The sequence below is a fragment of the Bradyrhizobium sp. USDA 4502 genome, assembly GCF_054063355.1.
Genome location: NZ_JBSSGF010000001.1, coordinates 5131405 through 5154945 on the forward strand (window position 1 = coordinate 5131405; position 23541 = coordinate 5154945).

General features: G+C 64.5%; 26 protein-coding genes and 1 riboswitch. Of the genes, 18 read left to right on the forward strand and 8 right to left on the reverse strand.

Annotated elements, in window-relative coordinates; all coding sequences use genetic code 11:
• The first annotated feature begins 181 nt into the window (after nt 1-181).
• The gene (locus ACVW1B_RS23935) at nt 182-1396 is read left to right on the forward strand and encodes an ABC transporter substrate-binding protein (RefSeq protein WP_310883028.1); all 1215 of its coding nucleotides are present in this window, start codon (nt 182-184) and stop codon (nt 1394-1396) included.
• A gap of 79 nt (nt 1397-1475) precedes the next feature.
• Here the strand turns inward: ACVW1B_RS23935 and ACVW1B_RS23940 are convergent, their stop codons facing one another.
• A complete protein-coding gene (locus ACVW1B_RS23940) occupies nt 1476-4544 on the reverse strand; it encodes an alpha-mannosidase (protein ID WP_310883027.1) in 3069 nt (1022 codons plus the stop codon).
• A 181-nt stretch (nt 4545-4725) separates the two neighbouring features.
• Nucleotides 4726-5253: a PRC-barrel domain-containing protein gene (locus ACVW1B_RS23945; RefSeq protein ID WP_225164377.1), complete on the reverse strand. Its 528-nt coding sequence runs from the start codon at nt 5251-5253 to the stop codon at nt 4726-4728.
• On the opposite strand from ACVW1B_RS23945, the gene ACVW1B_RS23950 reads away from it, so the two are divergent.
• Complete coding sequence (locus ACVW1B_RS23950) at nt 5234-5608, forward strand: hypothetical protein (RefSeq protein ID WP_310883026.1); 375 nt, start codon at nt 5234-5236, stop codon at nt 5606-5608. The genes ACVW1B_RS23945 and ACVW1B_RS23950 overlap by 20 nt on opposite strands.
• Here the strand turns inward: ACVW1B_RS23950 and ACVW1B_RS23955 are convergent.
• Nucleotides 5590-5967, reverse strand: a complete 378-nt coding sequence (locus ACVW1B_RS23955; protein ID WP_028344225.1) for a PRC-barrel domain-containing protein — start codon at nt 5965-5967, stop codon at nt 5590-5592. The genes ACVW1B_RS23950 and ACVW1B_RS23955 overlap by 19 nt on opposite strands.
• Before the next feature lie 290 nt (nt 5968-6257).
• Here ACVW1B_RS23955 and ACVW1B_RS23960 point away from each other — a divergent pair, with 290 nt between their 5' ends.
• Complete coding sequence (locus ACVW1B_RS23960; RefSeq protein ID WP_018273044.1) at nt 6258-6995, forward strand: response regulator; 738 nt, start codon at nt 6258-6260, stop codon at nt 6993-6995.
• Between the two features lie 2 nt (nt 6996-6997).
• Entirely contained in the window at nt 6998-8353 is a 1356-nt protein-coding gene (locus ACVW1B_RS23965) for an ATP-binding protein (protein WP_310883025.1), read from the forward strand.
• A 29-nt stretch (nt 8354-8382) separates the two neighbouring features.
• On the opposite strand, the gene ACVW1B_RS23970 is transcribed toward ACVW1B_RS23965, so the two are convergent.
• On the reverse strand, nt 8383-8580 hold the full coding sequence (locus tag ACVW1B_RS23970; protein ID WP_028332600.1) for a hypothetical protein: 198 nt from the start codon (nt 8578-8580) through the stop codon (nt 8383-8385).
• Between the two features lie 370 nt (nt 8581-8950).
• Here ACVW1B_RS23970 and ACVW1B_RS23975 point away from each other — a divergent pair, with 370 nt between their 5' ends.
• The 7 genes from ACVW1B_RS23975 (at nt 8951) to ACVW1B_RS24005 (ending at nt 15192) form a co-directional block, all read left to right on the forward strand.
• On the forward strand, nt 8951-9475 hold the full coding sequence (locus ACVW1B_RS23975; protein ID WP_310883024.1) for a lytic transglycosylase domain-containing protein: 525 nt from the start codon (nt 8951-8953) through the stop codon (nt 9473-9475).
• A gap of 109 nt (nt 9476-9584) precedes the next feature.
• Nucleotides 9585-9726: riboswitch (TPP riboswitch) on the forward strand.
• On the forward strand, nt 9714-10727 hold the full coding sequence (locus ACVW1B_RS23980; protein ID WP_310883023.1) for an FAD-dependent oxidoreductase: 1014 nt from the start codon (nt 9714-9716) through the stop codon (nt 10725-10727). Its footprint overlaps the riboswitch before it by 13 nt.
• A complete protein-coding gene (gene thiS, locus ACVW1B_RS23985) occupies nt 10718-10915 on the forward strand; it encodes a sulfur carrier protein ThiS (protein WP_057014951.1) in 198 nt (65 codons plus the stop codon). Before ACVW1B_RS23980 ends, thiS begins: the two co-directional genes overlap by 10 nt.
• 168 nt (nt 10916-11083) lie before the next feature.
• The gene (locus tag ACVW1B_RS23990; protein ID WP_310883022.1) at nt 11084-11866 is read left to right on the forward strand and encodes a thiazole synthase; all 783 of its coding nucleotides are present in this window, start codon (nt 11084-11086) and stop codon (nt 11864-11866) included.
• On the forward strand, nt 11853-12461 hold the full coding sequence (thiE, locus tag ACVW1B_RS23995; protein ID WP_057014950.1) for a thiamine phosphate synthase: 609 nt from the start codon (nt 11853-11855) through the stop codon (nt 12459-12461). Before ACVW1B_RS23990 ends, thiE begins: the two co-directional genes overlap by 14 nt.
• Before the next feature lie 133 nt (nt 12462-12594).
• Nucleotides 12595-14460: a phosphomethylpyrimidine synthase ThiC gene (gene thiC / locus ACVW1B_RS24000; RefSeq protein WP_310883021.1), complete on the forward strand. Its 1866-nt coding sequence runs from the start codon at nt 12595-12597 to the stop codon at nt 14458-14460.
• A 336-nt stretch (nt 14461-14796) separates the two neighbouring features.
• Nucleotides 14797-15192, forward strand: a complete 396-nt coding sequence (locus ACVW1B_RS24005; protein WP_057014948.1) for a hypothetical protein — start codon at nt 14797-14799, stop codon at nt 15190-15192.
• A 112-nt stretch (nt 15193-15304) separates the two neighbouring features.
• Here the strand turns inward: ACVW1B_RS24005 and ACVW1B_RS24010 are convergent, their stop codons facing one another.
• A complete protein-coding gene (locus tag ACVW1B_RS24010) occupies nt 15305-16972 on the reverse strand; it encodes a flavin-containing monooxygenase (RefSeq protein ID WP_310883020.1) in 1668 nt (555 codons plus the stop codon).
• 153 nt (nt 16973-17125) lie between these two features.
• On the opposite strand from ACVW1B_RS24010, the gene ACVW1B_RS24015 reads away from it, so the two are divergent.
• Nucleotides 17126-17521, forward strand: coding sequence for a hypothetical protein (locus ACVW1B_RS24015; protein ID WP_310883019.1), 396 nt, complete (start codon nt 17126-17128; stop codon nt 17519-17521).
• 110 nt (nt 17522-17631) lie between these two features.
• Here ACVW1B_RS24015 and ACVW1B_RS24020 read toward each other — a convergent pair whose 3' ends face one another.
• Entirely contained in the window at nt 17632-17925 is a 294-nt protein-coding gene (locus ACVW1B_RS24020) for a hypothetical protein (RefSeq protein WP_310883018.1), read from the reverse strand.
• A gap of 266 nt (nt 17926-18191) precedes the next feature.
• Here ACVW1B_RS24020 and ACVW1B_RS24025 point away from each other — a divergent pair, with 266 nt between their 5' ends.
• Nucleotides 18192-19157, forward strand: coding sequence for a GlxA family transcriptional regulator (locus ACVW1B_RS24025; protein WP_310883017.1), 966 nt, complete (start codon nt 18192-18194; stop codon nt 19155-19157).
• A 153-nt stretch (nt 19158-19310) separates the two neighbouring features.
• Complete coding sequence (locus ACVW1B_RS24030) at nt 19311-19826, forward strand: mismatch-specific DNA-glycosylase (RefSeq protein WP_310883016.1); 516 nt, start codon at nt 19311-19313, stop codon at nt 19824-19826.
• A 148-nt stretch (nt 19827-19974) separates the two neighbouring features.
• Here ACVW1B_RS24030 and ACVW1B_RS24035 read toward each other — a convergent pair whose 3' ends face one another.
• Entirely contained in the window at nt 19975-20409 is a 435-nt protein-coding gene (locus tag ACVW1B_RS24035; RefSeq protein ID WP_028332611.1) for a hypothetical protein, read from the reverse strand.
• 206 nt (nt 20410-20615) lie between these two features.
• Between ACVW1B_RS24035 and ACVW1B_RS24040 the strand changes: the two genes are divergently transcribed.
• Genes ACVW1B_RS24040 through ACVW1B_RS24050 form a run of 3 tightly spaced genes read left to right on the forward strand, consistent with a single transcriptional unit; the run spans nt 20616 to nt 21947 of the window.
• On the forward strand, nt 20616-21065 hold the full coding sequence (locus tag ACVW1B_RS24040) for a YeeE/YedE family protein (RefSeq protein WP_310883015.1): 450 nt from the start codon (nt 20616-20618) through the stop codon (nt 21063-21065).
• Nucleotides 21066-21067: 2 nt separating this feature from the next.
• Nucleotides 21068-21547 carry a DUF6691 family protein gene (locus ACVW1B_RS24045; protein WP_310883014.1) on the forward strand — a complete coding sequence of 160 codons (480 nt, stop codon included), beginning with the start codon at nt 21068-21070 and terminating at the stop codon, nt 21545-21547.
• A 4-nt stretch (nt 21548-21551) separates the two neighbouring features.
• On the forward strand, nt 21552-21947 hold the full coding sequence (locus ACVW1B_RS24050) for a RidA family protein (protein WP_310883013.1): 396 nt from the start codon (nt 21552-21554) through the stop codon (nt 21945-21947).
• A gap of 266 nt (nt 21948-22213) precedes the next feature.
• Here the strand turns inward: ACVW1B_RS24050 and ACVW1B_RS24055 are convergent, their stop codons facing one another.
• Nucleotides 22214-22975 (reverse strand): SOS response-associated peptidase, encoded by a 762-nt coding sequence (locus tag ACVW1B_RS24055; protein WP_310883012.1) that lies wholly within the window; start codon nt 22973-22975, stop codon nt 22214-22216.
• Nucleotides 22976-23037: 62 nt separating this feature from the next.
• On the opposite strand from ACVW1B_RS24055, the gene ACVW1B_RS24060 reads away from it, so the two are divergent.
• Nucleotides 23038-23538, forward strand: coding sequence for a hypothetical protein (locus ACVW1B_RS24060; RefSeq protein ID WP_057014940.1), 501 nt, complete (start codon nt 23038-23040; stop codon nt 23536-23538).
• Nucleotides 23539-23541 lie beyond the last annotated feature (3 nt).

Here is a 23541-nt window from a genome sequence, read left to right on the forward strand (position 1 = left end):
ACGACAATCGCCACCCGTGGATAAGGCCCCTCATCCCAACCCTCTCCCCGCGAAGAGCGGGGAGAGGGGGAACACTTGCCGCGCGCATGCTCAAAAAGTCGTCTTTGCGACAGCTTGTCGCAGCGGCTAGAACGCCCCGGTGGAAGCAACCCTCAACGAAAAAGTCAGGGAGAAAAACACGATGAAAACACTCTTGGCCGCAGCGGCGGCCGGCCTCGCGCTCGCGGCCTCAGGGACCGCGGCGAACGCCCAGATCTCCGACGATGTCGTCAAGATCGGCGTGCTCACCGACATGTCGAGCCTCTATGCGGACGCCACCGGCAAGGGCTCGGTCGCCGCCGTCGAGATGGCGGTCGCCGATTACGGCGGCAAGGTGAAAGGCAAGCCGGTGCAGGTGATCGCAGCCGATCACCAGAACAAGCCCGACGTCGGCGTCAACATCGCACGCAACTGGTACGACAACGACAAGGTCGACGCGATCCTCGACGTGCCGACCTCGTCGGTCGCATTGCCGATCTCGGCGCTGACGCGCGAGAAGAACAAGATCCACATCAATTCCGGCGGCGGCTCCTCCGATATCACCGGCACCGCCTGCTCGCCCAACACGGTGCACTGGACCTACGACACCTATGCGCTATCGAACGTCGCCGGCAAGGCGATGGTCAAGCGCGGCGAGGACACCTGGTTCTTCGTCACCGCCGACTACGCCTTCGGCATGGCGCTGGAACGCGATGCCGCCAATGTCGTCAAGGAGAGTGGCGGCAAGGTGCTGGGCGACGTGCGTCATCCGCTCAACTCGTCGGACTTCTCGTCCTTCCTGCTGCAGGCGCAGGCCTCCAAGGCCAAGGTCGTGGCACTGGCGAACGCCGGCGGCGACACCACCAACGCGCTGAAGCAGGCTTCCGAGTTCGGCCTGACCCAAGGCGGCCAGAAGATGATCGCGCTGCTGCAGGAGATCACCGACACGCATTCGCTCGGCATCAAGGCGACCCAGGGCCTGATCGTCACCGACGCCTTCTACTGGGACATGAACGACGAGACCCGCGCCTTCTCGAAGCGCTTCAACGAGAAGGTCGGCCACATGCCGACCATGATCCAGGCCGGCCTCTATTCGGCGACCATGCATTACCTGAAGGCGATCGAGGCCATCGGCACCGACGAGGCGCCGAAGGTGATGGCCCAGATGCGCGCCACGCCGGTCAACGACTTCTTCGCCAAGAACGGCCATATCCGGATCGACGGCCGCATGGTGCACGACATGTATCTGTTCGAGGTCAAGAAGCCCGAGGAATCCAAGGGCGAGTGGGACCTCTACAAGCTGATCGCCACCGTGCCCGGCGACGAGGCGTTCCGCCCGCTCGACAAGGGCGGCTGTCCGCTGGTGAAGTCGAACTGACGGCTACGCCACACCGGATCGCATCTGGCGATGCGATCCGGTCTCTCCGCGCAAGCCGGGGCGAAAGTCACTGCAATCACTACGCCTGGCAGACCCGCAGCGTTGCGATCTGGAATGGACGCAGCGCCAGGCGGCATCCCCGATCCTCGGTCGGCAGGGTCTCGATGCGGTCTTCCAGGGTGTTGCTCATCCACACCGACGCGATGTCGACGCCGAAATCGAGAGTCACGGCGGTGCGGATGCCTGCGCTCTCGTACAGCCGCACCACCCAGCCGTCTCCATCCTCGGCGGGCTTGATCGTATCGACGATCACGTTGGCCGGGGACGCGGTCAGGAGCGAGTGTCGCAACGGCGCGTGCGGTTTTCCCTTCGTCCACAGCACCGGACGCTCGAACCGCAAGGCGCGCCCGACCGTGTCCGCGCTGCGCCAGTCGCCGTGGTGGGGATAGATCGCATAGCGCATCCGGTGCCGCCCGATATCGGCCTGCGGATCAGGCAATTCGGAGCCGCGCAGCAGCGTCAACGCGAGCTGATTGCCGAACGCCGAATAGCCGTGACGGCGGTCGCTGAACAGCGACACGCCGAAATCCGGCTCGGCGAGATCGGCCCAGCGATGCCCGGGCACCTCGTACTTGGCCGCGTCGGCATCCGTGTTGGCATGCGTCGGCCGCTCGGTTGCGCCGAACATGGTTTCATAGGTTGCGTTCGATGCACGGCAGGCGACGGGGAACATGACCTTCAGCGCCGTCTTGCGCTCCTGCCAATCGACCGTGGTTTCGAATTCGAGATGATCGGCGCCGGCATCGAGGCGGATCACCTGCGTGAGCCGGCTTGCGCGTCCGAGCCCGCGCTCGAAACGGACCTCGCCGCGCAGTCCGCCATCCGACAGCACGGCGCAGCTCACCTCCTCTGTCACCTCGCGCGCGGTCTCCAGCGCGAACGGATCGATATCCCATGCCTCGAAATCGAGCGGCCGGTCATCGAGCAGCAGCAGCCGGGCTGCCGGTGATGCGAAGGTCTCGCGGCCGGTCGCAACATGCAGCAGCGACCAAACGAGCCCGCTGCGATCAATGCGCGCTTCGAGCCGCGCGTTCGACAGCACGAAGCCGTCCAGATCGGCGGCGACCACAACGCGATCGTCGGTCGTCGTCGTTTCACCCGCCGCAAACGGCGCGGCGACGATGTGACGAAGCTCGCCGTCGGGGTCGGACGCGACCTCGGCACGCGCGCAGCCCAGCGTGTTGACGGGTGTCCAATTGCCGTCTTCGGGATCGCACAGCGTCGCCAGCACGGCTTGCGTGCGACGCCCGGCCTCCTCCGCCACGCCAGCGAGTTCGACCTCCGCACGTTCATAGACCTCGCGGATGCTGCTGCCGGGAATGATGTCGTGAAACTGGTTGACCAGCAGCGTGCGCCACAGCGCTTCGATCTCCTGTGCTGACGGTGCCGGTTGCCGGCAGGCAGCCGCGACAGTGGTCACGAATTCGAGTGCCTGAAGGCCGGCCTCGCAAGCGCGGTTGAGGCGCTTGGTCTCGGCCTGCGTGGTGTAGGTGCCGCGATGATATTCGAGATAGAGCTCGCCCTCGATCGTCGCCAGATCCGGCGCTGATATCGCCAGGCGGTCGAAGAACTCGTCGACGGAGCGAATCTGGATTCGCGGCAGCCCCTGCAAGTCCCTTGCGCGCTGCAACGTCTCCAGCATCGTCTCGTCGGCACCGCCGCCGCCGTCGCCATAGCCGAACAGATAGAGTGCGTCGGACGAACGGTCGGCGTCCTTGTAATTGGCGGCGTGATAGCGGAGCTCCGCGACCTGCGCCGATCCGTTGTAGGTGTCCGCCGGGGGGAAATGCGCCAGCACCGTGCTGCCGTCCAGTCCGCGCCAATGGAAGCTGTGATGCGGCGGTGAGGTGAACTTGTTCCACGACAGCTTCTGGGTCAGGAAGCGCGACATCCCCGCCGACTGCATCAGCTGCGGCAGCTGGGCGTCGTAGCCGAACACGTCGGGATTCCAGAACACGCTGGAGCGCGCGCCGAACGTTCGCTCGAAATAGCGCTGACCGTAGAGGAACTGACGGCAGATCGACTCGCCCCACGGCAGATTGCAGTCCGGCTCGATCCAGCTGCCGCCGACCGGAATCCATTGGCCGGCGGCGGCCTTGGCGCGAATTCGGGCGAACAGGTCAGGGTCATTCTGCTCGATGACGGCATACTGATAGGCCTGCGAGCAGGCGAACTTGAAATGGGGATAGCGCTCCATCAGCGCCACCGCCGTGGAAAAGCTGCGTTGCGCCTTGCGCCGGGTTTCCGCCAGCGGCCACAGCCATGCCGTGTCGAGATGGGCGTGGCCGATCGCCGACATCTCGTGGGTGATGCTGCCATTTCGTGCCGCGAGCAGGCCATCGAGGATCGCCCGCGCCGCCGGCCAGGTCGCGCGATCGTCGGGATCGGTGATGTTGCAGATGCGGTTGAGATCGTGCAGCAGGCGCCCCGCCCAGGTCCGATCCAGCGCCGGCTGCGCCGTCTCTCCGACAGCTCCGTATGACCTCGACTTTGTCGTGGGGTCGCGGTCAGCCTCGAGCTGGCGCAGCACCTCGTAGTCGAAATAGAATGCCGTAGCTTCGGGATCGAAGCGGCGCAGCTCGCAGGCGACCAGCGCGTAGGCCTGCGGATCGCTCCAGAACGCACCGAACAGGCCGTTGCAGGCCACCTCCACATGGATGCTGATCGTCTCCCCGCCGCTCGCCGACTGAACGAGCGGCGCTATGTGGCGGCCGGGATTGAGACCCTGCGAGGAACGTCCGTTGAGCCAAAGCAGCGCTTCCGAGCGGCTGTCCCAATACAGATCCACGCGCGAGCCGGCCCAGGCCTGCGGCACCTCGGCCACGACCTGCACCCAATAAGTCGCCCATAGCGGTCCCAGCGTCTCGCCCAATGGGACCGGCCGATAATCGAGCTTGAGCGCGTCCTCGAGGCTGATCCGCTCGGTGGGACCGGCAAGCGCGAGCGAGGTGACCGGCACGCGGCCGGCATGAACCTTCTGTTGCAGCCGCTCCGCAAAGCCTGCCAACCGGCGCCGCGTGTATTGCGGGTAGCGGCCGCGAATCCGGGCTACCGCGGGATCGCCGCCATCGCGCTCCTTGTCATTCATCAGGTTCTTCAGCCATTTGACGAATGATCACGTAAGGGTTGATGATGATTGCAACGCGCTGTCCGAATTGGATCGCCTGACCTACTCCCTACACTCTTCCCAAATTTTATCCATCCGGCCAGAAAAAAAGCGCGCCCGGCAGCAACCGGACGCGCTCTTCTCTTGCAGGTGACGCGATGCGTTAGTCGATCGAATACTTGAATTCCGGCATCGCCTTCAGCTCATCCTTGCTCGCATTGAACACGGCATGATCCGGATACCAGGGATTCGGCTTCGACGTCGCCGCCGCAGGCGCCGCGCCCGTGGTGGTGGTCGTCGACTTGCTTGTGCTGCCGGTGTTCGAGGCGCCGGTATAGGCGATCGGCTCGTTCACGAACTTCACCTTGTCGATCGGGACCGCGACCAGGTGCTCGCCGACGCCAAGGAAGCCGCCGACGCCGATCACGACCGCCTTCATGGCGCCGCCCTTCTCCATCAGCAGATCATTGATCGAGCCGACGCTTTCATTGGCATCGTTGTACACGCTGAGGCCGACGACCTTCGACGCGCGCCAGTTGCCCTTGAACGAATCCGGCGACGTGGCTGACGTGGCTGACGTCGACGCCGCAGGAGACATCTTGTCGCCCTTATCGGTTGGCGTCTGCGCAACGGCGACGGTTGCAAGCAGCGCGGTGCCGGCGAGGCCGGCGATGATGGATTTGACCAACATTGATGGCTCTCCTCTCGCAAAATCGATGCTGGGAAAACCCGTCATCTTCGCAACCGTTCCTAACGGACCTGCGCTCAAAAGCCGCTTAAATGCCGAGGAACAGGGTGAGGACCTTTCAGCGCACGGAAACGCTGCGCCGCTTGACGAAAGGTATCGTGATCTCTCAACCAAGCTTGCGGTTGAGCCTCACGACTGCGCCGGACGCGCAGTCCATGATGTGACGATGTTTGGCTCACTAAGTCGTCCCGGCGAACCGCGCTGCACAAGCCGCGCGCTCGTCCCGGCGACCGCATCATCGATCGGCGAGCGTCGTCATGCGCACATGTTGCCGCGCGATCAGAAGCCGCCCCAATAGGGCGGCACGCCGTAGAAGCGATGCAGCTCGACTTCCTGCGAGCGATCGCCCCAATCGAAATCCTTGTCGGCACGGAACGACGGCGCGCGCTTCAGCTCCTCGTCCTCGATGTCGAGCTCATAGGCCTCGAACTTCGGGTTGTAGTGCAGCCGGCCCCAGGGCAGCGGGATCAAATTGGTTCCAATGCCCAGGAAGCCACCGAAGCTCAACACCGCGTACGATACCTTGCCGGAGATCTTGTCGATCATCAGCCGCTCGATATGGCCGATCATGTCGCCATTGGCCCGGCGCACCGCCGTCCCCTCGACCCGGTCGCTTGCAATGAGCTGATGCGGCCTGGTCTCGACCTCGACAGCCATCTCACCCTCCTTGACCCGAAAGGGAAATAACGCGTCGCCGGGGTAACGGGTTCCGCCCCCGGATATGACAGCCGCCCTTCCCTTTCTCCGGCCGCCATAACGACGACCAGGGGCCGATGCGCTGTCCCGAGAGGGTTCTGCCCGCATTTCAGGGCATAGGATTGATGACAGAACGATAACTTTTCTCCCTGCGGCCGACCTGTTAACCCGAATAGCCGGGCAAGATTTCAGACACATACTGAAACAAAATTCCTGAGCCGCTTTCCCCGAATCACGGACAAAAGATCGGTATGACCCAGGCTGCGCCCAATATCCTTGTCGTCGAGGACGACCGCGAGACGCGGTCCCTTATCGCAAAATATCTCCGTACCAATTCTTGTCATGTCACGACCGCCTCCGACGGCCGCGAGATGGCCAAGGCGATGACCGACCACCGCGTGGATCTCTTGGTGCTCGACGTCATGCTGCCCGGCGAGGACGGCCTCAGCCTGTGCCGCAAGGTGCGGGCGGAATCGCAGACGCCGATCATCATGCTGACCGCGCGCGGCGAGGACGTCGACCGCATCCTCGGCCTCGAGATGGGCGCCGACGATTACCTGGCAAAGCCGTTCAACCCGCGCGAGCTGCTGGCGCGGATCAACGCAGTGCTGCGCCGGCAGGCCGCCGCGCGCAACGCCAGCGCGATCGAGGGCGCGACCACGCTGACCTTCCTCGGCTGGCGTATCGACATCCGCCTGCGTGAGCTGCGCAACCCCGAAGGCGCACGCGTCGCCATGACCAGCGCCGAGTTCGACCTGCTGCGCACCTTCTGCGAGCGGCCCGGCCGCGTGCTGTCGCGCGACAGCCTGCTCGACCTGACCCAGGGCCGCAGCGCCGGCTCGTTCGAACGTTCGATCGACGTGCTGGTCAGCCGCATCCGCCGCAAGATCGAGCCCGATCCGCAGGAAGCCACCATGATCAAGACGGTGCGTTCCGGCGGCTATGTGTTCACGCCGAGGGTGGAGGCGGTTGCCGCCACGAACAATTGACCATGAAGCTGCTGCGCGTGCTGAGTCTGCGGGGGATCGGCGCCCAGATGGCGGCGCTGGTCGTCGTTTCGATCGTCGCGCTGCATTTGATCATCACCGCCACCTTCCTGATCCATCGCCCTGATCGGGTGGAGCCTTCGGACCGCTGGCACACCCAGCTCGCCGCCGCCGCGCAGCTGCTCGGGCATGCCCCGGCGTCGGAGCGGCCGCGGCTCGTGGCCGACGTCGCCCGTGCCTTCCCGCAACTTGCGATCGGCGACCTGCCGGCCGATGCCGGCGCGCTCACCGAAACCGACACGCCGAGCCTGCACGCGCTGCGCCGGCTCGGCGCCGGCTATCGCATCTTCCTGCTGCCGCGCGAGGCTGGCGGCACGCCGCATGACGGCGAAATTCGCCGCGTCGCGATCCGCCTGCCCGACGGCGCCATGTTCGCCGCCAACCTGACGCCGGATCAGCACATGCGGCCGTTCTGGGGTGGACCGTGGATGATGACGGTGCTGTTCGCCGTCATCAGCGTCACCCTGCTCGGCCTGTGGGCGGCATGGGCGCTGACCGCGCCGCTGTCGTCCTTCGTCAAGGCCGCCGAGACCTTCAGCCTGAACGGCGCCGCCGCGCCGCTGCCCGAGCGCGGTCCGGAGGAGATTCGTTCGCTGGCCCGGGCGCTGAACCGGATGCGCGAGCGCATCACCGCATTGATCGACGATCGCACCAAGATGCTGGCCGCGATCAGCCATGACCTGCGCACGCCGATCACGCGGATGCGGCTGCGCGCCGAATTCATCGAGGACGAGACCCACCGCCACCGCATGCTGCGCGACCTCGACCAGATGCGCTCGATGCTGGAATCGGTGCTGTCGTTCCTGCGCAACGACCGCAAGCTCGAGGAGATGACGCTGGTCGACATCGCGAGCACGCTGCACCTCGTCACCGATCAGTTCGCCGACATGGGACACAAGGTCAGTTACACGGGCCCGCAGCACGCGATGGCGACCGCGCGGCCGGCCGACCTGCATCGCTGCATCACCAATCTGGTGGAGAATGCCGTGCGGTTCGGCGGCGAAGTTGCCGTCCGCCTCGACGTCAAGCCCGACCGCCTCGTCGTCGATATCGAGGATGACGGGCCCGGCATCTCGGATGCGCACAAGGCGAGCGTGCTGGAGCCGTTCGTGCGCGGCGACCAGGCGCGCAACATGGATGAGGCCGAAGGCTTCGGCCTTGGTCTGTCGATCGCCAACGCCATCGTGCTCGCGCATGCCGGCACGCTGTCGCTGCACGATCGCAAGCCGCACGGACTCGTGGTCCGGATCGAATTGCCGGCGCGGCAACAGCAATTGCAGCGGCAGAAATCCGCGGCCTGATCAGGCGAAGCTGATGCGATGAGGAGACGTCAGGCGGCGAGCGGCGTAATGAGCTCCGCTTCCTCGTAGATCGCGATGGCCTCGAAGCGGTAATTGCAGGCGCGGCAATTCCACAGGAACGAGGAGCGGCCTTCGCTGTGCTCCACCCAATCAGGGCGGGCGATCGGCTTGCCGCATTGCGCGCAGGGATTTTCGCGAGGCATATAGCCGGTGTCCTGACGGACCATGGCGCATCTCCCGAATGTTGTTTCTTGCGTGCTTGGACAGAGCTGCTGACTGAACGATCGCGCACTCTGTCGTGGATGAAGTCTAGACCTTCATTGATTCGTTTGCACGACAAACTGCTGTGGAGCGTGCGGCAAAATTAGTCAGAAAAATTAGAAGGAAATTGCAGGCCAAGACAATTTTTGGCTGAGACGATTGAAGCAAACAATTTGAAGCATCCGTCTTGCAATCGCGTCGTCCCTTCACCCCATGACCGGACAATCACGGATGCATTAACGTTCGCTGATGCGAAGGTTTTGCCACATTCCTGCCCGCTCGCCGTACCAATGAGACCGCAGAACCGACGCGCATCTGAAAGCCCGAGCGATTGAGATGAAGACCGTACAAGCCCTTGGCTGCCTTGCCGCAATCGCGGTGCTGGCGTCCTGCGCGAGCGCGCAGGCGCAATCGCGCGCGCAATATGAGGCGATGGTGGCGGCCGAGGCCCAGGCCAACCTCGTACCGGAAGAGCTGGTGCATCGCGTCATCGTGCGCGAGAGCAAGTACCATCCGCAGCTGATCGGACGCGGCGGCGCGATCGGGCTGATGCAAATCAAGCTCGGCACTGCACGCGGCCTCGGCTACACCGGTACCGCCGAGGGTCTGCGCGATCCCCAGACCAACCTCAAATACGGCATCAAGTACCTCGCCGGCGCCTATCGCGCCGCCGATGGCAATCACGATCGAGCCGTGCGTTATTTCGCGGGCGGGTATTACTACGTCGCAAAGCGCCAGCGCGGGGATCACCTGAAGGAAGCGAAGCATGGCGGCGCGGGTGCACCGCCGAAGGAATTCGCCAAGTCGGAGCAAATGACGGCCGATACCGCCGAGCCGAAGCCGGAACAGGCCGAAAAATAGCACCGATCGCGTCCGCGCAGCCCCACGACGCGTGCCGGCCATCCTCGACACCGCCTGTCAAACGTGTCTGGCATACAAGTTGACACACGAGCCCATCCGCCTACATTAGGGGCGTTCCGAGGGGTGCTCCGAAGGAGGAGCTGAGATACCGCAAGCTTGGACTAGCCAGTAGGCGAATAGTCCGGGACCGCGGTGACCCTTTGAACCTGATCCGGGTCATGCCGGCGAAGGGACAGGGATGTATCAGACGTCAAGACCGCGGGGGGATTCCCCCGTTTCCATCATCGGCGCAGGCATAGCTGGCGCCTGGCATGCGCTCTTGCTCGCAGAGGCCGGACGTGCCGTCACCCTGCATGAGCGCAGTGACGCCGCGATGACGGAATCCACAAGCCACTGGGCCGGCGGGATGCTGGCGCCCTGGTGCGAGGCGGAGGCCTCCGAGCCGGTGATCTCCCGGCTCGGCATCCGCTCGCTCGAGCTGTGGCGGCAGCATGTTCCGGAAACCCCGTTCAACGGCTCGCTGGTGGTGGCGCATCCGCGCGACCGCGCCGATTTCGAGCGCTTTGCCCGCCTCACCACCGGCCATCGCCGGATCGACGCCGAGGGCGTTCGCGCGCTCGAGCCGTCGCTCGAGGGCCGTTTCCGTGACGCCCTGTTCTATCCCGACGAGGGCCATGTCGAGCCGCGCCGCGTGCTGCCGCGGCTGCATGCCGCGATCGCCAAGGCCGGCGGCGCCATCAAGTTCGGCAGCGACGCCGAGGCAACCGATCTCGACGGCGTCGTGATCGACTGCCGCGGCCTTGCCGCGCGCGACCGCGAGGCGAGCTTGCGCGGCGTCAAGGGCGAGATGATCATCATCGAGACCTCCGAGATCGAGCTGGCGCGCCCGGTGCGGCTGATCCATCCGCGCTGGCCGCTTTACGTGATCCCGCGCGGCGACGGCCGCTTCATGCTGGGCGCGACCTCGATCGAGGCCGAGGACAACGGCGTCAGCGTGCGCTCGGCGCTGGAGCTGTTAGGGGCCGCCTATGTCGTGCATCCGGCATTCGCCGAGGCGCGCATCGTCGAATTCGGCGCCGGCCTGCGCCCTGCATTTCCCGACAATCTCCCGAAAATCAGGATCGAGCAGGAACGCATCACGGTGAACGGACTCTACCGTCATGGCTTTCTGCTGGCGCCGGCGCTGGCCGAGCTGACGCTCGCCTACCTCGCGCGCGGCGAAATCGACAATGAGGTGATGCAATGCGCGTGATCGTCAACGGCGAGCAGCGGGAGATCGCGGCCTCCAGCGTCGATGCGCTGCTGGCCGAGCTCGACTACGAGGGCACGCATTTCGCGATCGCGCTGAACTACGACGTGGTGCCGAAGAGCCGCTGGGCCGACACCGCGCTGAAAGCCGGCGACGAGATCGAGATCATCACGCCGCGGCAGGGAGGGTGATGTGAGCTTATTCGCAAGCTCCCTCCCCACGTCGTCCCGGCGAAAGCCGGGACCCATACTCAGCGGCCCTTCAGTGAAGCACGCGGGGAGACGTCCCATCCGACAATTTCCGGTCGTGGTTATGGGTCCCGGCTTTCGCCGGGACGACGGCATAGTTTGAGGAGACACATGGTCACCTTCTACGGCAAATCCTTCCCGTCACGCCTGCTGATCGGCACGGCGCTGTATCCCTCGCCTGCGATCATGCAGAACGCGATCCGCGCCTCCGGCGCCAGCATCGTTACGGTGTCGCTGCGGCGCGAAGCGGCGGGCGGCAAGACGGGCGATGCGTTCTGGTCGCTGATCCGCGAGCTCGGCGTCACCGTGCTGCCGAACACCGCGGGCTGCCGCAGCGTGAGGGAAGCGGTGACCACCGCCAAGCTCGCGCGCGAATTGTTCGGCACGCCGTGGATCAAGCTCGAGGTGATCGCCGACAACGACACGCTGCAGCCCGACGTGGTCGGCCTGGTCGAGGCGGCCGGCATCCTGATCAAGGACGGTTTTGAAGTCTTCCCATATTGCACCGAGGATTTCTCGGTCGCCTCGCGGCTGGTCGACGCCGGCTGCAAGGTGGTGATGCCGTGGGCAGCACCGATCGGCAGCGCCAAGGGCATCACCAACCGCGACGCGCTGAAGCTGTTGCGCGACCGCCTGCCCGACATCACGCTGGTGATCGACGCCGGGCTCGGCGCGCCGTCGCATGCCGCCGAGGCGCTCGAGCTCGGCTATGACGCCGTTCTGCTCAACACCGCCGTGGCCAAAGCCGCCGATCCCGTTGCGATGGCCAATGCCTTCCGCCTCGGCGTCGAGGCCGGCCGCACCGCTTACGAAGCCGGGCTGATGGAAGCCCGCGACTTCGCCTCCCCGTCCACCCCTGTCGTTGGGACCCCGTTCTGGCATGCCGTATCCTGATCCCTTCTATCCCGTCGTCGACAGCATCAAATGGGTCGAGCGACTGACAAAACTCGGCGTCGGCACCATCCAGCTGCGCGCCAAGGAGCTCGACGATGCCGGGGCGCTGCAGATCGTCAGCGATGCGCTCGCAGTGACCAAGGGCACGCCGACCAAGCTCGTGGTCAACGACTATTGGCGCGCGGCGATCGTCGCCGGCGCCGAGCATTTGCATCTCGGGCAGGAAGACCTCGCCGAGGCCGACCTCGGCGAGATCCGCAAAGCGAACTTGACGCTCGGCATCTCCACCCATGACGACGCCGAGCTCGCCACCGCGCTCGCCGCCAAGCCCGACTATGTCGCGCTCGGCCCGATCTTCTTCACCACGCTCAAATCGATGCGGTTCGAGCCGCAGGGCATTCCGAAGATCACCGAGTGGAAGAAGCGGATCGGCGGGATCCCCCTTGTCGCGATCGGCGGCATCAAGTTCGAGCATGCGGCCGAGATCTTCGCCGCCGGCGCCGATTCGATCGCCGTCGTCAGTGACGTCACCCAGAACCCCGACCCAGACGCGCGGGTCAGACAATGGCTCGGCCTCAGCGCGGAGGCCGCGTGATGCACGTAACTCTCACCAGCGTCATTCCGGGGCACGCGAAGCGTGAACCCGGAATCTCGCGCCACCACCTCGAGATTCCGGATCGGTCCTAACGGACCGTCCGGAATGACGACAAGATTAAGGAGGATCCCTCATGAACATCCGCTCCAATCCCGACACCACCCGTCCCGCCGTCACCACCGGCGCGCTGCCCGCCTCACGCAAGATCTTTGCGACGCCGGAGGCCGCGTCCGATCTGCGCGTGCCGCTGCGCGAGATCATGCTGTCGGAGGGCGCCGGCGAGCCGAATCTGCCGGTCTACGACACCTCGGGCCCTTACACCGACCCGAACGTGACGATCGACGTCAACGCCGGCCTGCCGCGCAATCGCCTCGCCTGGGTCAAGGAGCGCGGCGGCGTCGAGGAATATGAGGGCCGCACCATCAAGCCGGAGGACAACGGCAATGTCGGCGCCTCGCACGCCGCCAAGGCGTTCACCGCGCACCACAGGCCGCTGCGCGGCCTCGACGGCCACAAGATCACGCAGCTCGAGTTCGCCCGCGCCGGCATCATCACCAAGGAGATGATCTACGTCGCCGAGCGCGAGAATCTCGGCCGCAAGCGACAGCTCGAGCGCGCCGAGGCCGCGCTCGCCGACGGCGAGAGCTTCGGCGCTGCGGTACCCGCCTTCATCACGTCGGAATTCGTCCGCGACGAGATCGCACGCGGTCGCGCCATCATTCCCTCCAACATCAACCATGCCGAGCTCGAGCCGATGATCATCGGCCGCAACTTCCTGACCAAGATCAACGCCAATATCGGCAATTCGGCGGTGACCTCATCAGTGGAAGAAGAGGTCGACAAGATGGTGTGGGCGATCCGCTGGGGCGCCGACACCGTGATGGACCTCTCGACGGGGCGCAACATCCACACCACCCGCGAATGGATCCTGCGCAACTCGCCGGTGCCGATCGGCACCGTGCCGATCTACCAGGCGCTGGAGAAGTGCGACGGCGATCCCGTCAAGCTGACCTGGGAGCTCTACAAGGACACACTGATCGAGCAGTGCGAACAGGGCGTCGACTATTTCACGATCCACGCCGGCGTGCGCCTCCCTTACATCCACCTCACCGCCAACCGCGTCACCGGCATCGTGTCGCGCGGCGGCTCGATCATGGCGAAGTGGTGCCTCGCGCATCACAAGGAGAGTTTTCTGTACACGCATTTCGACGAGATCTGCGATCTGATGCGCAAGTATGACGTCTCGTTCTCGCTCGGCGACGGTCTGCGCCCGGGTTCGATCGCCGACGCCAACGACCGCGCGCAGTTCGCGGAGCTCGAGACGCTCGGCGAGTTGACGAAGATCGCGTGGGACAAGGGCTGCCAGGTCATGATCGAGGGCCCCGGCCACGTGCCGATGCACAAGATCAAGATCAACATGGACAAGCAGCTCAAGGAATGCGGCGAGGCGCCGTTCTACACCCTCGGGCCGCTGACGACCGACATCGCGCCGGGCTACGACCACATCACCTCGGGCATTGGCGCGGCGATGATCGGCTGGTTCGGCTGCGCGATGCTATGCTACGTCACGCCGAAGGAGCATCTCGGCCTGCCCGACCGCAACGACGTCAAGACCGGCGTCATCACCTACAAGATCGCGGCCCACGCCTCTGATCTGGCCAAGGGCCACCCCGCCGCGCAGCTGCGCGACGATGCGCTCAGCCGTGCCCGGTTCGATTTCCGCTGGGAGGACCAGTTCAACCTCGGCCTCGATCCCGACACCGCGAAGAACTTCCACGACGAGACCCTGCCGAAGGAAGCCCACAAGGTCGCGCATTTCTGCTCGATGTGCGGCCCGAAATTCTGCTCGATGAAGATCACCCAGGACGTCCGCGACTACGCCGCGACGCTCAACGACAAGGAGCAGGGCATGGCGCAGATGAGCGCCAAGTTCAAGGAGATGGGTGAGAACGTGTATCTCGACGCGGACAAGGTAAAGGAGAGCAACAGGGTCTTTTAACCCTCGCGCTCGTCATGCCCAGGCAAAACCTGGGCATCCATCGAAAACGAAAGGCCGGGTGAAAGCCCGGCCTTTTGCTTCTGGAGCACTCACTCAATCCATCGCGCGTGTCCAGATGGCCCGATCACGACAGCGACCGGCCCAAGAGCCCCGGAGAACCATTGACCTGGATCAACGAAAACCCTTCATCTCATCGTATGCTACGATGCTCAAAAAGCGATGAAAGCCGCGCCGGACATGTTATCATGGCTCTTCTCAAATAGACGATTGAGCGCCATTCCACGTTCGTTTCGCAGAGAGTCCAGTAGCCCAATGACAATTTGATTGGAGAGTTTCATGAGAACCTTCAACGCCGTGCTATTCGTGCTTCTCGTTGCGCAAGCGGCCTCGACACAGGCTGCGGATTTGAGCGGAGCCTGGACGATCGACGCCTCGGCCTGCAACCAGGTCTTCACCAAGGAGAACAACAAGCTCGCGTTCAAGAAAGATGCCGATCTCAACGCGGGAGGCTTGATCGTCCAGGGCAAGCAAATCACCGGCACGTTTCAAAAATGCACCGTCAAATCGCTGCATGATGACGGGCAGAATGTTCGCGTGATTGCGGCGTGCTCGGACGGCGTCGCGGTTTCGGACGTGTCATTCGACATAACACTCTCCGGAGAGAACAAGATCATACTCAGCTCCAAGGCACCGGTGCCCATCGAGACGCCGTATGTTCGCTGCTCGATGTGACATTCGGCGGCGACGGCTTGAGCAAGTAGCCCGGATGAGCGAAGCGATATCCGGGGTTTACCTGTCCCGCATATCGCTACGCTCATGCGGGCTACCGGACTATTCCTGAATCCTACGCCGTCGCCCCGACAGCTGCTTGCACACCGCCCCGCGCCCCCGCACCAAACGCAATCTCCTGATACCCTTTCTCCGCAACCCCGTTGATGATCCCCAAAAACTTCGGCGTGCCGCCGTTGTAGACGAAGTAGCGGACCGTCCCCTCCTCGTGGCCGGCGACGTTGGAGTTGTAGCCGGTGAACCACGACTTGGCTTTGCGCATCAGCATGATCTCGTACATCTTGACGACATGCGCGGTCCAGCGCTGCTGCGCTTCCAGGGTCGCGTCGGCGCGGGTCAGGCCGCGGTCCCACATGTATTGCAGCAGGTTGGTGCACCAGTTGACGCCGTTCTCGATGCCGCGCGGGAAGTTGGTCGACGCGGAGGCGCTTTGCGGGCCGGTCGGCATCAACAGGTTCGGGAAGCCGTGCACGAGCATGCCGAGGAAGGTCGACGGCGCGTGCTTCCACTTGTCGGCAAGGCTCTCGCCGCCGATGCCCCTGATATCGATCAGGTCGTAGGCGCCGGTGATGGCGTCGAAGCCGGTGGCGTAGACGATGATGTCGAAATCGTAGTCGCGCGCCGCGGTGCGGAGGCCTTTTTCGGTGACGCGCACCAGCGGCGTTTCGGAGAGATCGACGAGCTGCACATTGTCGCGATTGTACGCCTCGAAATATCGGGTCTCCAGCGGCAGGCGCTGCACGCCGAAGCCGTGATCCCGCGGGATCAGCTTCTCGGCGACATCAGGATCGTTCACGCGCTGGCGGATGCGGCCCGCGATATATTCCGAGAGCTCCGCATTGGCGGCTTCGTCCATGAAGATCTCGCGGAAGTTCGCGAGCCAGATGCCGAAGCCGGGCTCGTCGTAGAGCTTGTCCCACAGCTTGAGCCGCTCCTCGCGGCTCACCTCGTAGAAGCCGCGCTTGTCGGGGCCATGGACAAAACTGCCCGGCGTCAACGCGCAGGCAGCAAAAATCTCGTCATAGCGGCCGCGGATCTCGGCCATCTCGTCAACGGAGATCGCAGAGTTGTTGAGCGGCGCGCTCCAGTTCGGCCGGCGCTGGAACACCGTGAGCTCGCCGACCTTGTCGGCGATCTCGCCGATCAGCTGGATGCCGGTCGCGCCGGTGCCGATCACCGCGACCTTCTTGCCGGCGAGATCGACGGGCTCGTGCGGCCAGTAATAGGTGTGGAACGAGCGGCCCTTGAAGTCATCGATGCCAGGCACGCGCGGCATGGTCGGCGCCGACAACAGCCCGATCGCGAGCACCACGAAGCGGCAGGTCAGTTCGCGGCCGTCACTGATCCTCAATTGCCAGAGGTCGCGCGTCTCGTCGAACTGCATGATATCGACCTTGCAATTGAACTGCATGTACTTGCGCAGGTCGAACTTGTCGGCGACGTAGTTGAGGTAACGCAGATTCTCGGGCTGGCCGGAGAAGCGCTCCTTCCAGTGCCACTCGTCGAGCAGCTCGCGCGAGAATGAGAAGCCATAGGTGTAGCTCTCGGAATCGAAGCGGCAGCCCGGATAGCGGTTCCAGTACCAGGTGCCGCCGAGATCGGGCGCGGCTTCGAGCACGGTGGCGTCGATGCTGAGATCGGCCAGCCGCTTGATCTGGTAGATGCCCGCGACGCCGGCGCCGACCACGATCACCTCAAAGTGGGTTTTCGCCTCTCCTGTCATGTCCGCTCCCGAATTCTTCTTGATCTGTTTGAGCGGATTACAGACCCTTTTGCACCTGCAAGCAACCGCGCGATCGGGCACGACTTGCGTTGAGGCGCTGCATGCACCACATCGATCACTGCAATTTCACCGAGCGCAATCCGGGCAAGCGACATGACCGACAATCTCACCGGCGTCTGGGACGGCAGCTATGTTCAGCCGAGCGGCATGGTCACGTTCCTGGCGACGCTGATCGACGCCGGCGGCGCGCTCGGCGGCAGCGTGACCGAACCCTGCGTGATGCCGGGCTGTCCGATCAGCACGCACAATGCCTCGCTTGCGGGCCAGCGCTCCGGCAGCGCTGTTACGTTCGTCAAACGCTACGAGCCGCCGGGCTACGGCTACAACACCGTCCACTATGAAGGTGCGGTCAATGCCGATGCGACCGAAATCGACGGCCGCTGGAGCATTCGCGGCACAAGGTTCTCGGGGACGTTCCTGATGGTGCGCGCAACAGGGCCGTCGCAAGCGGTCACGACGGAAGAAGAGATCAAGGAGCCGGTACGCTAGTTGCGTGGGGCTCTCTCCACGATATCGCTCGCGGAGCGAACCCTCACGCCAGCCCTCTCCCGCGAGCGGGAGAGGGAGCGCAGTGCCGACGCCGCTGATACCCGCGCCGCTCACCTGCCCTGAAGCAGCAGGCCAAGCGGCTTGAGCGGGCCGACCGGAATCATCTCGAAGGCGAGAATGCCGCCGGCCGCGAGCGGCAGCGCGTTGATGGTCGACTTGGCCTGATCGACCGAGTCGACGTTCATCAGAAACACCACGCCGGGCTTGTCGTCGCGAAACCAGAATTGCTCGATCTTGCCGTCGAGGTAGAGCCGCAGCGTGTCGGGGACTTCCTTCGGCATGATCTCCTTCCGCTGCTCGTCGGTGATGGGCTTGGTGGCCGATCCGATCGCGAAGACTTTCATGACTGTTCTCCTGTTTGGTCGAGGGTTGGTGCGAACGAACCGACGCCGCAATCCGCGCCGAGCCAGGCGGAAACGACAATTTTGATGCCGTTTACGCCAAGCCAGATGGAAGCCGATCATTGACGGAAATCGCGTTCTGTCAGTAATTTAGGCCGGCTTCTCCGGTCACGTGCGGCGTCGTCCAGAGCGTTCGCGGAAAGAGGCTTAGCTCGGCAGCGGCCGGACGACGATTGTCGCAAGCGACAACTTTGAAGGCATTTACGCCAATGAATATCGCGATCCTCGCGCTCGAGGGACTTTGGGACACCGGGCTTACGGCCATGCTCGACGCCCTGTCCCTCGCCGACAAGTTTTCCAGGCAGCAGATGGGCGGCACGGTTCGCTTTGACGTTTCGGTCTATGGCATGCGCAAGAAGGTGCGGTCTGGCCAAGGCCTCGGGATTCCGGTCAAGGCCGTCACGGCGGACGTCAAACCGGATTGGGTGGTCGTCCCCGCACTCAACACGGGACTGCCGGAGCAATTGGTGCCCGCGCTCGAACGGCGCGACGTGAAGCAAGCCACGAAGCAACTCGTGCAGTGGCACGAACGCGGCGCACGGATCGCCGCCTCCTGCATCGGTTCATTCATCGTGGCGGAGACCGGGCTGCTCGATCATCAGGACGCGACGACGACATGGTGGCTCGCGCCGCTCTTCCGGCAGCGTTACCCGCATGTCCGGCTCGATGAAGCGCGCATGCTCGTTCCTTCCGGCATCGGCGTCACCGCAGGTGCCGCGATGGGCCATCTCGATCTCGCGCTCTGGCTGATCCGGCAGGTGAGCCCCGAATTGGCGTCCGTCGTCTCGCGCTATCTGCTGGCGGACCTGCGCTCGTCGCAATCGCTCTTCATCATCCCGAACCATCTGGCGCAGGCCGATCCGCTGATCCAGCGCTTCGAGCGCTGGGCCCGCGAGCATCTCAGACAGGGCTTCTCGCTGCAGGACGCGGCCGATGCGCTCGCGACCAGCCCGCGCACGTTGCAGCGCCGCTGCGAAGCGGTGCTCGGCAAATCACCACTGTCCTACTTCCAGGATCTTCGCGTCGAGCGCGCGCAATCGCTGCTGCATGGCAGCGGCCTCGACATCGAAGCGATCGCCGCCGAAGTTGGCTATGAAGACGGAGCCACGCTGCGAACGCTGCTGCGCGAGCGCTTGGGGAGAGGCGTCCGCGAACTTCGCGCCAATTTGCGATGAAGGTTTTGCGGGCGGCGTGATGCAATCGTCCAATGCAAGGGCGATGGCCTGTAGCCCGGATGAGCGAAGCGACATCCGGTTTGTTTCCGTCCCGCATATCGCTACGCTCATGCGGGCTACACCTCCCACTAACGCTCCATCCTGTTTTTTTGAATGCCCGCGAACAATTCCCACCGCCTCCCCGACCAGCTCCGCGCCAATCTGCGCCTGGTGTTCGTCGGCACCGCGGCCAGCACGCGGTCAGCCGCCGTCGGGCATTATTACGCGCATCCCGGCAACCGGTTCTGGCGTGCGCTGCATGAGGCCGGCATCACGCCGCGGCGCTATCGGCCGGACGAGTTCGCGGCGCTGCTCGCGCTCGGCATCGGCTTCACCGATCTCTCCAAGACCGGCGCCGGGATGGATCACGAAATCAACAGGCAGTCGTTCGACGTGGCGGGCTTCCGGACGAAGATCGAGACCTATCGGCCGAACACCGTCGCCTTCACCAGCAGGAAGGCGGCGAGCCTGTTCTACAACAGGCCGACCAACGCGCTCGTGCTCGGTCGGCAGCCATCGGTGAATGGCTTTCCCGAAGTGTTCGTGCTGCCGTCGCCATCCGGCGCGGCCTCGGGTCATTGGACCTTACAGCCGTGGCGCGAACTCGCCGAGTGGATCACGGAATCGTAGGATCGTAGGATCGGTAGAGCCAACGGGTCCGCGCAAAGCGCGGCCCGATGATAAACTCCGCGAAACCCATCATCTCTCCCGGCGCACCGAAGTCGATGGGTTTCGCTTGGCTCTACCCATCCTACGAGATCGCTACGAGACCGAACGCTTATTCCTTCAACGTGATCGCAAGCCCGCTGAGATCGACATTGGCCATCAGGCCGACCTGCTTGCCGCTCAATTCGAGCACCGCGCCGTTCTGGTTGGTCAAGAGGATGCCGCGCACGCCGGCGCCGAGCGCAACGCCCATGCCCGCCGCGGCATAGACGCCGTTGATATCCTGCGGACGGCGGATATTGCGCACCCGCCCCTGCAGCGTGGTCTGCGAGCCGCCGAACACGAGCCCATAGTCCAGCCCGCCGGCCGTGAGCCCATAGGTCTGGCCGTGGAAGGTCATGACGCCCTTGCCGGCGGAGCCGCCGAACACCCAGCCGCCCTTGAAGATCACGAGCGTCACCGCGCCCTCGTCAGCCAGGGCGGCGGACGTTCCGGTGAGCATCGCCAGCGCGAGCAGCGCGGCGCGGGCGACGGATGGCAATTTCATGGGGGATTCTCCGGACGAAGTGAGAGCGAATCGCGGCAATCCAGCCGACCGGCGGCATCGCTGAAATGCCGCGAAACATGCGGGATTGCGCTTGTTCCTGATGGTGCGGAGTCTATCATCGCCTCTGCAGCCGCGCGACCACTGGCGCATGCGCGCCCACCGCTTTGCCGGATCGCTGAGGAGTTTGCGCAACAGGATCTGCATCGATGCACGATTTCACCCCACTTTCCGGCCTTGCCGGCGGCGCGCTGATCGGGCTTGCCGCCGCGCTCTTGATGCTGTTGATCGGGCGAATCGCCGGGGTCACCGGCATCGTCGGCGGCGCGCTGCAGGCCGATACCGCCGACCGCAGCGCCGACCGCAGCGCCGATCGTTCCTGGCGCATCGCGTTCATCGCGGGACTGATCGGAGCGCCCCTGATTGCGGCGCTGTTCGGCGCGCCGCTGCCGCGGCCGGCGATGAATGAGAGCCTTGTGGTGGTCGCGATCGCGGGACTGCTGGTCGGATTCGGCACAAGGATGGGCAATGGCTGCACCTCGGGCCACGGCGTCTGCGGCTTCGCGCGGCTGTCCGGCCGTTCGATCGTGGCAACATGCATCTTCATGCTGACGGCGATCGCGACGGTCGCAATCGTCAGGCACGGGATCGGAGGCTAGCGATGGCACCTCTCGCAAGCTTTGTCTGCGGCCTGATCTTCGGCGCAGGGCTTCTGATCTCCGGCATGACCGATCCGCAGAAGGTGCTCGGCTTCCTCGATCTGTTCGGCGCGTGGGACGCGACGCTCGCCTTCGTGATGGCGGGCGCAGTTGCGGTCGCAGCAACCGGCTTTGCGATCGCGCGGCGGCGCGTCGCGCCCGCCTTCTCGGCGCGCTTCCTCTGGCCCGACCGCCGTGACATCGATGCGCCGCTGGTTGCCGGCGCGGTGCTGTTCGGCATCGGCTGGGGCCTCGTCGGCATCTGCCCCGGGCCGGCACTGGTCAATCTCGCCGGCCTCTCGCTGCCGATCGTGGTCTTCGTCGTCGCGATGCTCGCCGGCATGATCGGCCAGAATCTCTTCGGCAGGAATCTTTGGCGCCGGCGTGCCGCGGCGCCGCGCGCCATCGAAACTTCTCCCCTTCCATCTCGCGCAGACGGGTGACCCAATGACTGAAAAGACAACAATCAAGCACTTCCCCCCTCCGCCCGGCGTCCAGGCGCCGCCACTCTCGTTCGGCGCCCGCGTCGGCGATTTGTTGTTCATCTCCGGCATTCCCGGCTTTGACGCCAATCGCGAGCTGCCCGACGGCTTCGAGGCGCAGTTCGCCAATGTCGTGACCAATATCAAGCGCGTGCTGAGCGAGGCGGGCGCGACGATGCGCGATCTCGTCAAGGTCAACGTGCTGCTGACGCGCTCCAGCGACGTCGCGACGATGAACGCGCTGTATGCCGGCGCGTTCGGCCCCGCCCCCTACCCCGCACGCACCACCTGCGTGGTGGTGGCGCTGCCCAATCCGAAGATGCTGATCGAGATCGAGGGCGTGGCACACGTGAAGGGGTGATCTCTGGCTCTGTCATGCCGGAGCGTGCCACTTGGCGCGAGCCCTCAGGTGCACAATTGCGCACCGGTTGAATCGAGGTCCATCTTCATCGTCGTCCTGGCGAAGGCCAGGACCCATTACCCCAAATCTCAATTGTCGCGCGACGCTGGGGCCGCGTTCCCGTTCACAAGCAAATTCGGTGGTTATGGGTCCTGGCTTTCGCCAGGACGACGATGTGGAGAGAGCTGACGCAAATCCGCGCTGCATCACGCCGGTTCAGTGAGCCCTCAGAACAACGACCCCTGCCCGTCATCCTCCCGCACAGGCGCCTTTCTCGGCGCGGCCTTCTTCGGCTGCGGCGCGTCCTCCGCGGCGATTTCTTCCGCCGTCATCGGCAGCAGAAATTGCGCATCGTCATTGGCGACCGCGTTGACGCGCATCGTGACCTGGTGCCAGGCGAACTCGCCGACCTCGGGGCCCTTCAGCATCGGCATCACGTCGTCGACATCGTTCGGCAGGCAGTCGAGCCAGCGCGCGAATTGCTCGGGCCTGATCGTGACCGGCACGCGGTGATGCAATTGCGCGAGGTCGGGACTGGCCGGCGCAGTGACGATCGCGACCGTATCCTGCTCCTCGCCGTTCGGCCCCATCCAGGTCTCGGCAAGCGCGGCGAAGGCGAGCGGATGGCCGTCGCGGCGATGGATGAAGAACGGCCGCTTGCGGCCGCCGGCATCCTGCCATTCGTAATAGCCGTCGGCGGGGATCAGCGCCCGGCGCCGCTTGATCGCGTTCTTGAAGGCCGGCTTCTCGCGCACCGTCTCGGAGCGCGCGTTGATCAGGAGCGAGAAGGTCCTGGGGTCCTTGACCCACGACGGGATCAGGCCCCAGCGCATCAATTGAAAATGCCGGCCGCCATTCTGCAGCAGCACCACCGGGATCGGCTGGGTCGGCGCAACATTATACCGTGGCGGAAAATTCGGCTGCTCGATATAGCCGAACATCTCGCGCAAGGCCGCCGGCGGCGAGGTTATGACAAAGCGTCCGCACATTTGCCGTCCAGAGTGGTATCCGTTTATTCTGCCTTAACTTGGACCGTTAAAGACTGCGATCAATGACCTCAACGGCCGCCATAGCGGACTCTTCCCCGCGACCGACGTACCCCGATGAGGCGCGGGCGGCGCTGTTGCGCGCCGCCAACATCAATCCCCGCACCGGGCTTGCCACCGACTACCTCAATCACTTCAACGAAGCCATCATGCTGCTGGAGATGGTCCCAGACCTGCCGGAATGCGCCAGCGATTTCCTCGAATGGCAGCCGCTGTCCTATGCCGAGCATTTCACCGCGTCGAATTTCCGGGCACGCGATCTCGCGATCGAGGCCTATGAGACCGCGGACGCCGCAATCCGGGCCGAATTCGACCAGCTCACCGACAGCATGACGAAGATCCTGACCGAGGTCGGGGCGGCGATGCGGCAATTGCAGCAGGACAAGAGCCGGGTCGCGCTCGCCGAGCAGGCGATCGTCTGGGTCAAGCCGCTGGTGATGCAGACCGCCGGCATCATCAACGGCGCCGCAGAGGCCGATGTCGACAGCATCATGGCGGGCGCCTGAGAT

What these genes read in the sequence shown, in the direction of transcription:
- ACVW1B_RS23960 (WP_018273044.1), top strand. Translation starts at nt 6,258, where the DNA reads ATGACCCAGGCTGCGCCCAATATCCTTGTCGTCGAGGACGACCGCGAG.
- ACVW1B_RS24055 (WP_310883012.1), bottom strand. Translation starts at nt 22,975, where the DNA reads ATGTGCGGACGCTTTGTCATAACCTCGCCGCCGGCGGCCTTGCGCGAG.
- ACVW1B_RS24030 (WP_310883016.1), top strand. Translation starts at nt 19,311, where the DNA reads ATGCCCGCGAACAATTCCCACCGCCTCCCCGACCAGCTCCGCGCCAAT.
- ACVW1B_RS23950 (WP_310883026.1), top strand. Translation starts at nt 5,234, where the DNA reads ATGATGGATTTGACCAACATTGATGGCTCTCCTCTCGCAAAATCGATG.
- ACVW1B_RS24045 (WP_310883014.1), top strand. Translation starts at nt 21,068, where the DNA reads ATGGCACCTCTCGCAAGCTTTGTCTGCGGCCTGATCTTCGGCGCAGGG.
- thiE (WP_057014950.1), top strand. Translation starts at nt 11,853, where the DNA reads ATGCCGTATCCTGATCCCTTCTATCCCGTCGTCGACAGCATCAAATGG.
- ACVW1B_RS24035 (WP_028332611.1), bottom strand. Translation starts at nt 20,409, where the DNA reads ATGAAATTGCCATCCGTCGCCCGCGCCGCGCTGCTCGCGCTGGCGATG.
- ACVW1B_RS24010 (WP_310883020.1), bottom strand. Translation starts at nt 16,972, where the DNA reads ATGACAGGAGAGGCGAAAACCCACTTTGAGGTGATCGTGGTCGGCGCC.
- ACVW1B_RS24015 (WP_310883019.1), top strand. Translation starts at nt 17,126, where the DNA reads ATGACCGACAATCTCACCGGCGTCTGGGACGGCAGCTATGTTCAGCCG.
- ACVW1B_RS23935 (WP_310883028.1), top strand. Translation starts at nt 182, where the DNA reads ATGAAAACACTCTTGGCCGCAGCGGCGGCCGGCCTCGCGCTCGCGGCC.
- ACVW1B_RS24050 (WP_310883013.1), top strand. Translation starts at nt 21,552, where the DNA reads ATGACTGAAAAGACAACAATCAAGCACTTCCCCCCTCCGCCCGGCGTC.
- ACVW1B_RS23980 (WP_310883023.1), top strand. Translation starts at nt 9,714, where the DNA reads ATGTATCAGACGTCAAGACCGCGGGGGGATTCCCCCGTTTCCATCATC.
- ACVW1B_RS24005 (WP_057014948.1), top strand. Translation starts at nt 14,797, where the DNA reads ATGAGAACCTTCAACGCCGTGCTATTCGTGCTTCTCGTTGCGCAAGCG.
- ACVW1B_RS23990 (WP_310883022.1), top strand. Translation starts at nt 11,084, where the DNA reads ATGGTCACCTTCTACGGCAAATCCTTCCCGTCACGCCTGCTGATCGGC.
- ACVW1B_RS24020 (WP_310883018.1), bottom strand. Translation starts at nt 17,925, where the DNA reads ATGAAAGTCTTCGCGATCGGATCGGCCACCAAGCCCATCACCGACGAG.
- ACVW1B_RS23955 (WP_028344225.1), bottom strand. Translation starts at nt 5,967, where the DNA reads ATGGCTGTCGAGGTCGAGACCAGGCCGCATCAGCTCATTGCAAGCGAC.
- ACVW1B_RS23970 (WP_028332600.1), bottom strand. Translation starts at nt 8,580, where the DNA reads ATGGTCCGTCAGGACACCGGCTATATGCCTCGCGAAAATCCCTGCGCG.
- ACVW1B_RS24060 (WP_057014940.1), top strand. Translation starts at nt 23,038, where the DNA reads ATGACCTCAACGGCCGCCATAGCGGACTCTTCCCCGCGACCGACGTAC.
- ACVW1B_RS23965 (WP_310883025.1), top strand. Translation starts at nt 6,998, where the DNA reads ATGAAGCTGCTGCGCGTGCTGAGTCTGCGGGGGATCGGCGCCCAGATG.
- thiS (WP_057014951.1), top strand. Translation starts at nt 10,718, where the DNA reads ATGCGCGTGATCGTCAACGGCGAGCAGCGGGAGATCGCGGCCTCCAGC.
- ACVW1B_RS24040 (WP_310883015.1), top strand. Translation starts at nt 20,616, where the DNA reads ATGCACGATTTCACCCCACTTTCCGGCCTTGCCGGCGGCGCGCTGATC.
- thiC (WP_310883021.1), top strand. Translation starts at nt 12,595, where the DNA reads ATGAACATCCGCTCCAATCCCGACACCACCCGTCCCGCCGTCACCACC.
- ACVW1B_RS23945 (WP_225164377.1), bottom strand. Translation starts at nt 5,253, where the DNA reads ATGTTGGTCAAATCCATCATCGCCGGCCTCGCCGGCACCGCGCTGCTT.
- ACVW1B_RS24025 (WP_310883017.1), top strand. Translation starts at nt 18,192, where the DNA reads ATGAATATCGCGATCCTCGCGCTCGAGGGACTTTGGGACACCGGGCTT.
- ACVW1B_RS23940 (WP_310883027.1), bottom strand. Translation starts at nt 4,544, where the DNA reads ATGAATGACAAGGAGCGCGATGGCGGCGATCCCGCGGTAGCCCGGATT.
- ACVW1B_RS23975 (WP_310883024.1), top strand. Translation starts at nt 8,951, where the DNA reads ATGAAGACCGTACAAGCCCTTGGCTGCCTTGCCGCAATCGCGGTGCTG.